At 72.7% G+C, this 12,664-nt stretch carries 10 protein-coding genes, 1 tRNA gene and 1 other RNA gene; 5 read left to right on the top strand and 7 right to left on the bottom strand.

Features of this window, described 5'->3' with window-relative positions; all coding sequences use genetic code 11:
* Nucleotides 1-72: 72 nt before the first annotated feature.
* The gene (locus tag PWG71_RS18950) at nt 73-273 is read right to left on the bottom strand and encodes a DUF6243 family protein (protein ID WP_274811172.1); all 201 of its coding nucleotides are present in this window, start codon (nt 271-273) and stop codon (nt 73-75) included.
* Nucleotides 274-386: 113 nt separating this feature from the next.
* Here PWG71_RS18950 and PWG71_RS18945 point away from each other — a divergent pair, with 113 nt between their 5' ends.
* Entirely contained in the window at nt 387-1,010 is a 624-nt protein-coding gene (locus PWG71_RS18945; RefSeq protein WP_274811171.1) for a TetR/AcrR family transcriptional regulator, read from the top strand.
* Between the two features lie 15 nt (nt 1,011-1,025).
* Here PWG71_RS18945 and PWG71_RS18940 read toward each other — a convergent pair whose 3' ends face one another.
* Both PWG71_RS18940 and ffs read right to left on the bottom strand, forming a co-directional pair.
* Nucleotides 1,026-3,224: a DNA polymerase III subunit gamma and tau gene (locus PWG71_RS18940; RefSeq protein ID WP_274811169.1), complete on the bottom strand. Its 2,199-nt coding sequence runs from the start codon at nt 3,222-3,224 to the stop codon at nt 1,026-1,028.
* A gap of 108 nt (nt 3,225-3,332) precedes the next feature.
* Nucleotides 3,333-3,428: signal recognition particle sRNA small type (gene ffs / locus PWG71_RS18935), an RNA gene on the bottom strand.
* A 460-nt stretch (nt 3,429-3,888) separates the two neighbouring features.
* Here ffs and PWG71_RS18930 point away from each other — a divergent pair.
* A tRNA-Ser gene (locus PWG71_RS18930) sits at nt 3,889-3,976 on the top strand.
* A 288-nt stretch (nt 3,977-4,264) separates the two neighbouring features.
* Here PWG71_RS18930 and PWG71_RS18925 read toward each other — a convergent pair.
* The 3 genes from PWG71_RS18925 to PWG71_RS18915 all read right to left on the bottom strand — a co-directional run bounded on the left by PWG71_RS18925 (nt 4,265) and on the right by PWG71_RS18915 (nt 7,409).
* On the bottom strand, nt 4,265-4,636 hold the full coding sequence (locus PWG71_RS18925) for a DUF1330 domain-containing protein (RefSeq protein ID WP_274811167.1): 372 nt from the start codon (nt 4,634-4,636) through the stop codon (nt 4,265-4,267).
* A 335-nt stretch (nt 4,637-4,971) separates the two neighbouring features.
* Complete coding sequence (locus PWG71_RS18920; RefSeq protein WP_274811166.1) at nt 4,972-5,190, bottom strand: hypothetical protein; 219 nt, start codon at nt 5,188-5,190, stop codon at nt 4,972-4,974.
* Nucleotides 5,191-5,669: 479 nt separating this feature from the next.
* Complete coding sequence (locus tag PWG71_RS18915) at nt 5,670-7,409, bottom strand: pyruvate dehydrogenase (RefSeq protein ID WP_274811165.1); 1,740 nt, start codon at nt 7,407-7,409, stop codon at nt 5,670-5,672.
* Nucleotides 7,410-7,748: 339 nt separating this feature from the next.
* Between PWG71_RS18915 and PWG71_RS18910 the strand changes: the two genes are divergently transcribed.
* From PWG71_RS18910 to PWG71_RS18900, 3 genes are all read left to right on the top strand, one after another.
* Complete coding sequence (locus PWG71_RS18910) at nt 7,749-8,528, top strand: SGNH/GDSL hydrolase family protein (protein WP_274811164.1); 780 nt, start codon at nt 7,749-7,751, stop codon at nt 8,526-8,528.
* Nucleotides 8,529-8,645: 117 nt separating this feature from the next.
* Nucleotides 8,646-10,661, top strand: coding sequence for an NADPH-dependent 2,4-dienoyl-CoA reductase (locus tag PWG71_RS18905; RefSeq protein WP_274811163.1), 2,016 nt, complete (start codon nt 8,646-8,648; stop codon nt 10,659-10,661).
* A 76-nt stretch (nt 10,662-10,737) separates the two neighbouring features.
* Nucleotides 10,738-11,313 carry a PadR family transcriptional regulator gene (locus PWG71_RS18900; protein WP_274811162.1) on the top strand — a complete coding sequence of 192 codons (576 nt, stop codon included), beginning with the start codon at nt 10,738-10,740 and terminating at the stop codon, nt 11,311-11,313.
* Nucleotides 11,314-11,315: 2 nt separating this feature from the next.
* Here the strand turns inward: PWG71_RS18900 and PWG71_RS18895 are convergent, their stop codons facing one another.
* Nucleotides 11,316-12,530 (bottom strand): ROK family transcriptional regulator, encoded by a 1,215-nt coding sequence (locus PWG71_RS18895; RefSeq protein WP_274811161.1) that lies wholly within the window; start codon nt 12,528-12,530, stop codon nt 11,316-11,318.
* Between the last annotated feature and the right edge of the window lie 134 nt (nt 12,531-12,664).

Raw genomic sequence — 12,664 nt, 5'->3', positions numbered from 1 at the left:
CGTCTCCCCGGACGGTGAACGCACACGACGACGCCCCCGGACCGGGCGCGGTCCGGGGGCGCGGGTGATCGTTCACTCGCCGTCGGTGGCCTCGGCGCCCGCGGCGCCGTCATCGCCCTGATTGCGCTCCTTGATCTTGCGCAGCAGGTCCTCCTTGCGGCGACGGGCGTCGTCGCTGGGGCCGGTGGGGCCGCTCTTGGCACCCTTGGCGTTGGAGCGGGAGACGCCCCGCCCGCCGCCCAGGCCGAGAAGATTGTCGTTGTTGCGGGACATGGGACCTCCCCCTGGGGCGAGGTCTGCCTCGCCCGATGCCGTGTGGATCCCTTGAAGGGTACCTTTTCACAAGACGATACGTCTCGTCATTTATCAGGGATACCGTGGGACTTATGGCACAGACGAGCACCCCGGAGGAGCCGGCCCGGACCCGACCGAACCCCCGTCGCCGCAGCGAGCGGGCGCGCAAGGCCATTCTCACCGCCGCGGGAGAACTACTGGGCGAGGTGGGGTACACCCGATTGACCATGGAGGCGATCGCCGCCCGGGCCAAGGTCGGAAAACAGACCATCTACCGATGGTGGCCCGCCAAGTCCGCCGTGGTGTTGGACGTGTTCGCCGAACTGAGCGGAGGAGACGCCGGAGAGCCCCTGCCGGACACCGGTGACCTGCCCGCCGACCTGCGCACGGTCATGCACGGAATCGTCGACGAACTCGCCGACCCGCTCATGGACCGTATCAACAGGGCCGTCATCGCCGAGATGCAGGCCGACCCCGAACTGGCCGAACACCTCACACGGACCCTGCTGCGCCCCAACCTGGACGCGTTCGGGGAACGGTTGCGCGCCGCCCGCGACGCCGGGCAGATCGACCCGGGCCTGGACCCGGCCATCGCGGTGGAACTGCTGCTCGCGCCGATCCAGAACCGGTGGATGATGCGCACCGGGGCGCTGTCGCACGCCTACGTGGACACCCTCATCGACACGGTGATGCGGGCCCTGCGCCCGCGCGACTGACGCACGGCGAGGGCCTCACGGGGAGACGTCGGGGCCCTCGTGCTCGATCTCCTCGATGACCCTTCCGCCCAGCGCCGTCTCGATGAGGGAAGCGCCCGAACCCGGGGGCAGCGGCGCGGAACCCTTCGCCGTCGACACCGACTCCTCGCGGGGGGCGGGGCTCGGGACCGGCTCCGGAGCGGGTCGCCGCGCTTCGGGCTCCGGTTCCCGCCGGTCCGGTGCGGTCGGCGGAGCAGACCGTTCGGCGGTCGGGGCGCGCCGAGACTCGGTCGGGGGGCCGGCGTCCTCCGGGGGCGGCGCGGCCGCGGCGTCCTCGTAGGGGTCCGGCGGCGGTTCCTGGAGACCGGTGACGATGCGGTCCGACGGCGGTCCGGCGGGCGCGGCGGAACCGTTGGCGACGGGTTCCGGGGCAGCCGGTGGAGGGGTCTGCGCGGGTGCGGGCTCCGGGGCCGGGGCGTCCCAGCCCACGGGCTCGCGAGGCCCCGGTTCGGGGGCGCGATGGGCGGGCGCGGCGGTGGCACCGGCGGAGGCCGTCACGCGCACCTCCACCCCGAGCACCTGCCGGACGGCGTTGGCGACCACCTGGTCGCTGCCGCTGTTACCGAACCCCTTGGCCTCGTTGGCGCGGGAGAAGCCCAGGACGATGGCGTTGCCCTCCACCCCGATGGGGCGGACGTCGCCACCGCTCAGCACCATCCAGGTGAACCGGCGCAGCCCCTTGACCGCGTCCAGGATCTGGGGCCAGGCGCTCTGGACCCGGCCCAGGTCCACCGTGCCGCCACCGCCCGGGGCCGGTGTCGCGGGCGCGGAGACCGGCGCGACGGGGGCCGGGGCCGGTTCGCGGCGGGCGGGGGCCGCGTCCCAGCCGTCGGGCTCGGCCGCGCGGGGCGCCGCCCGCGGGGCAGGCTCGGGCCGCGCGGAGTCGGGCTCGGGGGCGGAGGGCGTCGGAGCGGAAGACCGCGGGGCGGAAGGCCGCGGCTCCGCGATGGCCTGCGGGGCCGGGGGCTGCGCCGCCGGGGCCCGGTGGGTGATCGGAGCGGCCACGGCGCCCGTGGCGACCCGGCGCTCCACCTGCTCCAGCCGGGCCAGCAGCGCCGCGCCCTGAGCGCCGTCGGTGGCCGGCAGCAGGATGCGCGAGCACATGAGCTCCAACACCAGCCGGGGCGCGGTCGACCCGCGCATGTCGGTCAACCCCTGGTTGAGGATGTCGGCCGCGCGGGTCAGCTCGGCGGGCCCCAGCCGACCGGCCTGCGCCTTCATCTGCTCGGTGGCCTCGGCCGCCACGTTGACCAGACCCTTGTCCAAGGCGTCCGGTACCGCCGCCAACACCACCAGGTCTCGGAAACGCTCCAACAGGTCCGTGGCGAACCGCCGGGGATCGTGACCCCCCTCCACCACCCGGTCGATGAGGGAGAACACGGCGGCGCCGTCCCGGGCGCCGAGCGAGTCGACCATCTCGCCGAGCAGGCTCGAATCGGTGTACCCGAGCAGGGACACCGCGCCCTCGCGGGTGATCCCCCCATCACCCGAACCGGCGATGAGCTGGTCGAGGACCGACAGGGTGTCGCGCGCCGAACCGGCGCCCGCCCGCACCACCAGCGGCAGCGCCGCCGGGTCGTAGGGCACCTTCTCCTGGCCGAGGAGATCCTCCATCAGCTCGCGGAGGGTGCTCGGCGGAATGAGCCGGAAGGGGTAGTGGTGGGTGCGCGACCGGATGGTGCCGATGACCTTCTCGGGTTCGGTGGTCGCGAACACGAACTTCAGGTGCGGCGGGGGTTCCTCCACCAACTTCAGCAGCGCGTTGAAACCCTCGCGGGTCACCATGTGCGCCTCGTCGATGATGTAGATCTTGTAGCGCGAGCTCACCGGCGCGAAGAACGCGCGTTCGCGCAGGTCGCGCGCGTCGTCCACACCACCGTGGGAGGCGGCGTCGATCTCCATGACGTCGATGCTGCCGCCGCCGTCGGGGGCCAGCGCCACGCACGAGTCGCACACACCGCACGGGTCCGGGGTGGGGCCCTCGACGCAGTTGAGGGAGCGGGCCAGGATGCGGGCGCTGGTGGTCTTGCCACAGCCCCGGGGGCCGCTGAACAGGTAGGCGTGATTGATGCGACCGCTGCGCAGCGCCTGCCGCAACGGGTCGGTCACGTGCTCCTGCCCGCGCACCTCGGCGAACGTCGCGGGACGGTACTTGCGGTACAGCGCGATGCTCACGGCGTGATCACTCCCCTGGTCCCTGCCACGGGTCCATTCAACCCGCGAGCACCGACAGCTCGCGCCGATTCCGGGGAGGAATCCGGAGTGGACCGGGCCGGAGAAAACAGAAAGGACCCCCCGCGCACCCGCCAGAGCCCATTTATCCTTGCTGCCTTCCGGCCCTGGGGAGGTTCATGAGGTGACGCCGCACGAGGGGTCTGCCCAGAGTCTATCCGAACCCGGGGGTGCTCGGGCAACCGACCGCGATCGGCCGCGCCCGTCACCCGGAGGGGGCCTTCATCCCCCGGGACCGTGTTCGACGCTCGCTCCCCGGCCGACCGTTCTCCCGCGCGCCGCGACCTCGCCGCCTCCGTAGCGGAGGACGCCCCCGCCGATCTGATGACCGGGGCTCCCGCCGCGCTCCGGGGCGAATTCCGCACGATGGCGGCCGACCCGTTCGCCCTCCACGCGCCCGCCGACCTTCGGGCACGCGCTGATGGGGGTGCCGGGCGGACACGGGCGGGAGTGCGCGGACTTCCCCCACGCGCACCCGGCCCGGGTGCGCGCCGACCAGCGCTGTTCATCGGCCCGGCACCCTCTTCGGCGCGCGTTCCGACCGGGGCCGACCCCCGTCGGGGAAGCCCGTTCGAAGTACACCCGGACAGCCTGTAGAGTTGTGCGCGGAGGATTCGCCTAGTGGCCTAGGGCGCACGCTTGGAAAGCGTGTTGGTGGCAACGCCTCAGGGGTTCGAATCCCCTATCCTCCGCCACAGCCCATCAGGGCGGATGAAAGGCCCCGACCGGACACCGGTCGGGGCCTTCGTCGTTCGTAGTCTCACTTCTAGTCTCAGTCGGCCTGTTGGGAGCCGGGATCTCCCCCTGGAGAGCCTCCCAGATCAGCCCTCCGAGCCGGTCGGCGACGTCCGCGCGGACCTCGTCCACCACGTGCCGGTAGCGCTTGGCCATCGAGGATGACGACCACTCACGGGGTTGTCCCGGGTCCGCCGAACGCGATGTCGGAGACCGGCTCGGGGACGCGGATCCCCCGTGCCCGGGTCCTAGCGACCCGACCCCCAGGGGTTGGTCGGCTGGAGGACCGCCTCCACCAACGCGCGCGAGCGCAGCGCGGTGATCTCCCGGTATCCGGGGTCGGCGATCATGCGGCCGAACGCCTCCCTGCTGGGGTAGCGGACCAGGAGCACCGCGTCCCAGCCCTGCCCGGCTTCGGCCACCAGCGGGGTGTCGCCGTCGCCGGCGTAGAGGAGTTCACCCCCGTACTCGGCCAGGAAGCGGGACGCGGCCCGCGAGTACTCCTCGTAGGAGGCGCGGCCGTCGGGGGCGAAGCGCAGCAGGTTCAGCATCACGACGGGACCGCCCGGGTCCTCGTCCATCAGGGTCGCGAGGTCGGCTCCGGTGGGGTCGACGGCCATGGGGGGCTCCTTGCCGGGTCGGGGGTGACGCGGTCACCGCACGGCCACCATGGTAACCGACTGGTCGGTATGTTCCCTGGGTCCCCTACCGGATGGACTCCGCGGGGAGAGGCTCGGAGCGCGGCCTCCGACGGATCGGGGCCGGGCCGTCCGGGCGGTGACACGACCTCGTCCCCGCTCCGGTGAAGCCGAGCGGGGACGAGCGTCTTCCGATGGCCCTCCCCTTCACAGGGGCGGCACGGCCGTCCCCCGGTGTCCCCGCGGCCCACCCCGCCGGGACGGGTCCGGCAGGACGCGAACCGAGGTCGCGCGCCCGCCGGCCCGGTGGCATCGGGTCACTTGCTGCCCTCTTCGAGGCGAAGGGCGACGCCCAGGGCGAAGAAGGTGGGTGCCCACTGGCCGATGAAGATCCCCCATCGGTCGGCCCGGTCGAGGCCGGCGTCCTCCTTCTTCTTCGAGAGGGCCCAGCTCAGGAAGGCCAACCCGATGCTGGCGGTCCCGGCGCCGTAGGCCATTTCCGAGGTGACGCCGAGCTCGGACAGTTTCGCGATCACGATGTCCTCCATGATGTCGGATGCAGGTCTGTGGACTACTGCCCGAGGGGGGTCAATGTATGAGCACGAGCGGGCAAAACGTTGGCGGGCGGTGGGGTCGCCCTCCCCGGGCGCGCAAGCCTCGGACGTGCGGAATCGTCCGACACGCCACCGTCGAGGTCGACCCGGCGATGGCCCGGGGGCAGGGGTTCCTCACGGTGGTGGTGGTCGACGCGTCCGCCCGGATGGGCGACGCCGGATCGGCGCCGGCCGCCATCCCCGGGATCCGGGAGACGCGCGTCGTCGCGGGCGACCCGATCCTGTTGCTGGAAGGCCCGCGCCCCGACCACGGAACGTCCACGGACGTGCTGCGCCGTGCGTACGCGGGGAAGGGGTGGCGGGGCCACGGGCCACGGTCGTGTCGGAGTCCTCCTTCCACCGCGCACGAACGGCCGGCGTCCCCGGCGGAGTGGGCCCGCGCGATCATCGGCCTCCCCCGGTCAGGGCCGAGGGAGGTTGCGCAGGTTCGAGCGGGCCAGGTCGATCATCGAGCCGACACCGCCCTGGAGCACCGTCCGCCCGGCGGACAGGGCGAACCCGGCGACCTGGTCGGCGGTGATCCGTGAGGGGATGGACAGCGCGTTCGGATCGGTGACCACGTCCACCAGCACCGCCTCGGGCGCGGCGATCGCCTCGCGCAGGGCGTCGCGCACCTCGTCCGGGCGGGTGACGCGCAGGGCGCGCATCCCGATCGCGCCGGCGATCGCCGCGTAGTCGACGGGCGGGTGATCGGTCTGGAAGGCGGGCATCCCGTCCACCATCATCTCCAGCCGCACCATCCCCAGCGAGGAGTTGTCGAACACGACCGTGGTGATGGGCAGCCCGTGCTGGTGAACGGTGATGAGCTCGCCGAGCAGCATGCTCAGCCCGCCGTCGCCGGACAGGGAGATCACGCGGCGGTCGGGCGCGGCGTAGGCGGCGCCGATCGCGTGCGGCAGGGCGTTGGCCATGCTGCCGTGCGTGAACGACCCGATGACCCGGCGACGACCGTTGGGGGTCAGGTAGCGGGCGGCCCACACGTTGTTCATGCCGGTGTCGACGGTGAACACCGCGTCGTCGGGGGCGGCCTCGTCCAGGAGACGGGCCACGTACTCCGGATGGATCGGGGTCCGGTCGGCGATGTTCCCCGTATAGGCCTCCACCACCTTGGTCAGGGCCCGCTCGTGGCGGCGCAGCATGTCGTGCAGGAAGCGGGTGTCGGACTTGTGGCCGATGAGCGGCAGCACCGAGCGCAGGGTGGCGGCGACGTCGCCGTGGACGCCCAGGGTGAGCGGCACCCGACAGCCCAGACGGCGGGGATCGCGGTCGACCTGGACGACGTTGCGCCTGGGCAGGAAGGCGTCGTAGGGGAAGTCGCAGCCGAGCAGGAGCACCAGGTCGGCCTCGTGGAGGGCCTCGTGGCAGGCCCCGTAGCCGAGCAGGCCGATCATGCCGACGTCGTACGGGTTGTCGTACTGGATCCACTCCTTGCCTCGCAGGGTGTGCCCCACCGGGGCGTTCACCCGGTTGGCGAGCGTCATGACCTCGCCGTGGGCGCCGCGCGTACCGGCGCCGCAGAAGAGGGCGACCTTCTCGGCCGTGTTGATCCGTTTGGCGAGTTCGCGAACATCGTCCTCGGCGGGCCAGGCGGTGGCGCGCACGGGGACGACCGGGGTGGTGTCGGCGTCGCCGGTCGCCTTGCGTCCGGCGACGTCGCCGGGCAGGACGAGCACGGCGACGCCGGGGGTGCCCAGGGCGTGCTGGATCGCGACGCGGGCCAGGCGGGGCATCTGCTCGGGGTGGGAGACCAGCTCGCGGAAGCCGGTGACGTCGCCGAACAGCCGCTCGGGGTGGGTCTCCTGGAAGTACCCGGTGCCGATCTGTCGGGAGGGGATGTGGGAGGCCAGGGCCAGGACGGGAACGCCACTGCGCTGGGCGTCGTAGAGGCCCTGGACGAGGTGGGTGTTGCCGGGCCCGCAGGAACCCGCGCACACGGCGAGGTTCCCGTCGACCTGGGCCTGGGCCGCGGCGGCGAAGGCAGCCGTCTCCTCGTTGCGCACGTGGATCCACTCGATGCCGTCGGTATCGTGCACGGCGTCGACGACGGGGTTGAGACTGTCGCCGACCACGCCGTAGATCCGGTTCACCCCCGCGGCGACCAACGTGCAGACGAGTTGTTCGGCGACGGTGTTCCTGGCCATGGCGGTCTCCCCCGGAGCGCGGCGACGGTGCGCGGGTGCGCCGCCCCGGCGCCCCCGCTCCACGCTAGGAGCGCGCCCCGGCCGAGCCCCGGACCGCCACGCCCACCGGAGGTCGGGCGTAGGGGGCGGTGATCCCGCGCGGGCGGGCGAGGGCGGGCGCGTGGAGGGGCCGAGCGGTTCCTTCCCGCTGCCGTTCACCGGACGCACCACGTCGGTGGACGGACCGTCCGGCCCGGGGACGGGGATCCCGTGCTCCGCTCCGCGCCCCCTTGGTCCATAAGTCGACTAGTCACTTTGTGGAATAGTCTGCTTTGACGACCACGATGCGAGGAGTCCGGAATGGGACCTGGGGACAGGGTGCGCTATGTCGCGATCGGCGACAGCCACACCGAGGGGGTCGGGGACGGCGACGACGTCCTCGGCGTGCGCGGGTGGGCGGACCGGCTGGCCGAGCGGATGGCGGCGACCGGGGCGCGCGTGGAGTACGCGAACCTGGCGATCCGCGGACGGCTGTCCGCGCAGGTCAGGGCGGAGCAACTGGCGCCCGCGCTGGCCTTGGAGCCGACCGTGGCCACGGTGTTCGCCGGGGTCAACGACGTGATCCGGTCCAGGTACGACGCCGACAAGGTGATCGGCGACCTGGAGGCGATGTTCGCCGCCCTGACCGGAGCCGGCGCCCGGGTGGCCACGCTGACCTTCCCCGACATCGCGAGGGTGGCCCCCTTGACGCGTCCCCTGGTGCCACGGGTGCTGGACTTCAACGAGCGGATCCGCGCGGCGGCCGATCGGCACGGCGTGGTGGTCGCGGACGTCGCGAAGCACGAGATCTCCACCGACCGGCGGCTGTGGGCGACCGACCGGTTGCACTGCACCCCGCTCGGGCACGCCCGGATCTCCGGAGCGCTGGCCTCGGCCCTGGAACTGCCCGGGGCGGACGGGTCCTGGTCCGACCCGCTGCCGGTGTTGCCCCGCCCGGGGGCCCTCCTCACGGTGACCGAGGAGGTCCGGTGGCTGTGCGCCTTCCTCGGACCGTGGGCGATGCGGCGGCTGCGCGGACGGTCGTCCGGGGACGGCCGGGTGGCCAAGCGCCCGGAACCGCTACCGGTCGAGGTGGGCTGACCGGGGACGCTCCCCGTCTCCGGGGGCGACCCGCGAGGCATTTTGCAACTTGTTGCATAATGAGATGGCGGGTCGCCCGGACAGCGGCCCGCGAGGCACCCCGCGCGAGGAGACACGATGAGCGACCACCCCCACCTGTTGGCGCCCCTGGACCTGGGCTTCACCACCCTGCCCAACCGGGCCATCATGGGCTCGATGCACCTCGGCCTGGAGGAGCACCCCGGCGGCTTCGAGCGGATGGCCGCCTTCTACGCCGAACGCGCCCGCGGCGGGGTCGGTCTCATCATCACCGGCGGCATCGGCCCCAACGATCACGGCGCCACCTTCAAGGGCGCCGCCAAACTGACCAACGCCGAGGAGGTCGCCCGGCACCGGATCATCACCGAGGCCGTGCACCGCGAAGGCGGCCGCATCGCCATGCAGATCCTGCACACCGGCCGCTACTCGTTCAACGAGGACCTCGTCGCCCCCAGCGCGATCCAGGCCCCCATCAACCCCTTCACCCCGCGCGAGCTCACCGCCGACGAGGTCGAGCGGACCATCGAGGACTTCGCGAACGCCGCCGCCCTGGCCCGCGAGGCCGGCTACGACGGTGTCGAGGTCATGGGCTCCGAGGGCTACCTCATCAACCAGTTCATCGCCGCCGCCACGAACAAGCGCGACGACGAGTGGGGCGGGTCCTACGAGAACCGCATGCGCTTCCCCGTGGAGATCGTGCGCCGGGTCCGCGAGCGGGTCGGCACCGACTTCATCATCGTGTACCGCCTGTCCATGCTCGACCTGGTCCCCGGCGGCTCCACCTTCGACGAGGTCGTCCGGCTCGCGAAGGCCGTCGAGGCGGCCGGGGCCACCATCATCAACACCGGCATCGGCTGGCACGAGGCGCGCATCCCCACCATCGCCACCTCCGTCCCGCGCGGCGCCTACGGCTGGGTGACCGAGAAGCTCATGGGCGAGGTGTCCGTCCCACTCGTGGCCGTCAACCGCATCAACACCCCCGAGGTGGCCGAGGAGATCATCGCGAGCGGCAAGGCCGACATGGTCGCCATGGCCCGCCCCTTCCTCGCCGACCCGGAGTTCGTGGCCAAGGCCGCCGCCGGTCGCTCCGAGGAGATCAACACCTGCATCGGCTGCAACCAGGCCTGCCTCGACCACACCTTCAACCTCAAGATCACCTCCTGCCTGGTCAACCCGCGCGCCTGCCACGAGACCGAACTCGTGCTCTCCCCCACCCGCCTGCGCAAGCGGATCGCCGTCGTCGGCGCCGGACCCGCCGGGCTGGCGTTCTCGGTGTCGGCCGCGGAACGCGGCCACGAGGTCACCCTGTTCGACTCCGCCGACGAGATCGGCGGCCAGCTGAACATGGCCCGCCGGGTACCCGGCAAGGAGGAGTTCGACGAGACCCTGCGCTACTTCCGTGTCCGGCTCGACGGGCAGGGGGTGGACGTGCGCCTCAAGACCGAGGTGGGCGTCGACGACCTGACCGGTTACGACGAGGTCGTCCTGGCCACCGGTGTCGCCCCCCGCACACCCGAGATCCCGGGGGTCGACCACCCGAAGGTCGTCGGCTACGTCGACGTGCTCCGGAAGAACGCCGAGGTAGGCGCGCGGGTCGCGATCATCGGCGCCGGCGGCATCGGGTTCGACGTCGCCGAGTTCCTCACCGATGACGGCGGTCGGGCGTCCCTGGACGCCGACGAGTTCTTCCGCCAGTGGGGCGTGGACACCGACCACACCACCCCGGGCGGTCTGCGCCCCCCCGAGCGGCCCGCCCCGTCGCGCCGCGTCCACCTGCTCCAGCGCAAGACCAGCAAGGTCGGCGCGGGCCTGGGCAAGACCACCGGGTGGATCCACCGTCTGGAGCTGCGCCACCGGGGCGTGGAGATGCTCGCGGGCGTGGAGTACACCCGCGTCGACGACGAGGGCCTGCACATCGTCGTCGCGGGAGAACCGCGCGTGCTGGAGGTGGACACCGTCGTGCTGTGCGCCGGGCAGGACCCGCGCCGCGACCTCCTCGACGGACTGGCCGAACGCGGTGTGACGGCGCACCTCATCGGCGGCGCCGACGTGGCCGCCGAACTGGACGCCAAGCGCGCCATCGATCAGGGCACCCGCCTGGCGGCCGCCCTGTAGCGGCCGGGCCCCGGCCCTTCACTCCGGCGGCGGGCGCGCGACCGGCGCGTCCGCCGCCCGAACCTAGAATGCGCACATGTCCCTGCCCCACGCCATCCTGACCGCCCTGCTGGAGAAACCCTCGTCCGGGTCGGAGCTGACCCGACGGTTCGACCGGTCCATCGGCTACTTCTGGTCGGCCACCCACCAGCAGATCTACCGGGAACTGGGCAAGTTGGAGAAGGCCGGACTGATCCGCGCGCTGCCCTCGCCGGTCCCCACCCGAGGACAGAAGAAGGAGTACGAGGTCCTCCCGAAGGGACGCGAGGAACTGCGCTCCTGGGTGAACCGGCGCGAGGACCCCAAGGTCGCGCGCGACCCGCTGCCGCTGCGCCTGCGCGCCGCCGGGGTCGTGGGCGTGGGCGACCTGCTCCCCGAGATCGTCCGCCACCGCGATCTGCACCGCGCCCGGCTGGACGAGTACCGGGAGTTCGAGAGGCGCGACTTCACCGACGGACCCCGCACCGAACAGGAGCGCATCCACCTGTTGGTGCTGCGCGGCGGCATCGACGTCGAGAACGGGTGGATCTCCTGGCTCACCCGCGCCATCGACGAACTCTCCGAGATCTCCGGGGACCTCGGGGGACCCGTGTCGACCGCCGAGGAACGGTGACCTCAGGGAACCGGAACGGGACCCGACTCGGACAGGTCGTCGGGCAGCCGCAGCCCCGGCGTGCGCAGCGGCGTCAGCCGGGACCGCAGGACCATCGCGGCCGCCCCGATCGCCGGCGCGGTGTCGGCGAAGGTGGACAGTCGCACCCGTACCGGATCCCCGCCCCGGCCGGCGAACGCCGTCCCCAGCTCCCGGCGCACGGCCGGGAGGTAGGTCTCGCCCGCGACGGCCTGCCCCACACCGGTGAGCACCACCAGGTCCGGGTCGACGATGCCGACGAGGGTGCGCACCGCCACCGCCGTGTACCGGGCGGACCGGTCCACCAGGGCGCGAGCGGTGGGGTCCCCGCTCCGGGCCGCCCGCACCACCGCGGTGAACCCCCCGACGACCGATGACCGTTCGCGGCCGACCAGGCCGGCCGCACCGGCGGTGCGCTCGTCGGCACGGGCCGCCGCGACGATCGCCTCCGGTCCGGCGATCGCCTCCAGACAGCCCCTGGCCCCGCACCGGCACTCCGGTCCGTCGACGTCCAGGCACACGTGCCCGAGGTCGCCGGCGTTCCCGTGCGCGCCCCGGTAGGGGATGCCGTCGACCAGCACGCCCGCGCCGATGGTGGCGCCCATGTGCACGGCGGCCAGGACCGACGCGCCGCCCGCCTCACCCGACCAGTACTCGCCCAGGGCCGAGGCCGTCGCGTCGTCGCCGGTGACCACCGAGAGCCCGGTGGCCCGTTCCAGGTCCTGCGCCGAGAGGGAGACCGGGGCGGGAACGCCCGCCGCGGTGACGAGACCGATGCCCAGGAGCCGTTCGCGGTCCACGCCCGCGCCGTCGACGAGGGCGTCCACCTGGCGGACCATGCGGGCCGGAACCTCCTCGGGGTCCTCCTCACGTGTTCCGACGTGGGCCATGCGGGAGACGACGGCGCCGGTGAGGTCGGTCAGCGCGTACGTGGTGCCGCCGGCGTCCAGATGCACGCCGACCGCGTACCGCGAGCTGGGGACCAGGCGCAGCAGCACCCGGGGTTTGCCACCGGTGGACTCGGCGCGGCCGACCTCGGTCACCAGCTCGTCGGCGAGGAGTCCGCGCACGACGTTGGAGATCGTCGCCGCCGTCAATCCCGTGGCACTCGCCAGGCCCGCCCGGCTGATGGTGCCGGCCGCCCGGATGACGTCGAGGACCGTGGCCCGGCTCGACGTGTGGGGAATGGCCCGACCCAAGAGAACCTCCGGCTGTGCCGCGTCCGACGCGCGATGCGACCCCAGCGTACCGAGGGGTTCCGGAAACCCACCGTTGACTTACTTAGTTCATTGAAGTAAGAATCCTCAGACCACCTGCTCGCACTTGAGGAGCG

Origin of the sequence: Nocardiopsis sp. N85 (assembly GCF_028882275.1) — a bacterium.
In the GTDB taxonomy this organism is placed as follows: domain Bacteria; phylum Actinomycetota; class Actinomycetes; order Streptosporangiales; family Streptosporangiaceae; genus Nocardiopsis; species Nocardiopsis lambiniae.
This window is presented reverse-complemented; position numbering and strand designations above follow the sequence as displayed.

Excerpts from the sequence above, each read along its gene's own strand:
- PWG71_RS18950 (WP_274811172.1), bottom strand. The coding sequence starts at position 273 with ATGTCCCGCAACAACGACAATCTTCTCGGCCTGGGCGGCGGGCGGGGC.
- PWG71_RS18945 (WP_274811171.1), top strand. The coding sequence starts at position 387 with ATGGCACAGACGAGCACCCCGGAGGAGCCGGCCCGGACCCGACCGAAC.
- PWG71_RS18925 (WP_274811167.1), bottom strand. The coding sequence starts at position 4,636 with ATGGCCGTCGACCCCACCGGAGCCGACCTCGCGACCCTGATGGACGAG.
- PWG71_RS18915 (WP_274811165.1), bottom strand. The coding sequence starts at position 7,409 with ATGGCCAGGAACACCGTCGCCGAACAACTCGTCTGCACGTTGGTCGCC.
- PWG71_RS18910 (WP_274811164.1), top strand. The coding sequence starts at position 7,749 with ATGGGACCTGGGGACAGGGTGCGCTATGTCGCGATCGGCGACAGCCAC.
- PWG71_RS18905 (WP_274811163.1), top strand. The coding sequence starts at position 8,646 with ATGAGCGACCACCCCCACCTGTTGGCGCCCCTGGACCTGGGCTTCACC.
- PWG71_RS18900 (WP_274811162.1), top strand. The coding sequence starts at position 10,738 with ATGTCCCTGCCCCACGCCATCCTGACCGCCCTGCTGGAGAAACCCTCG.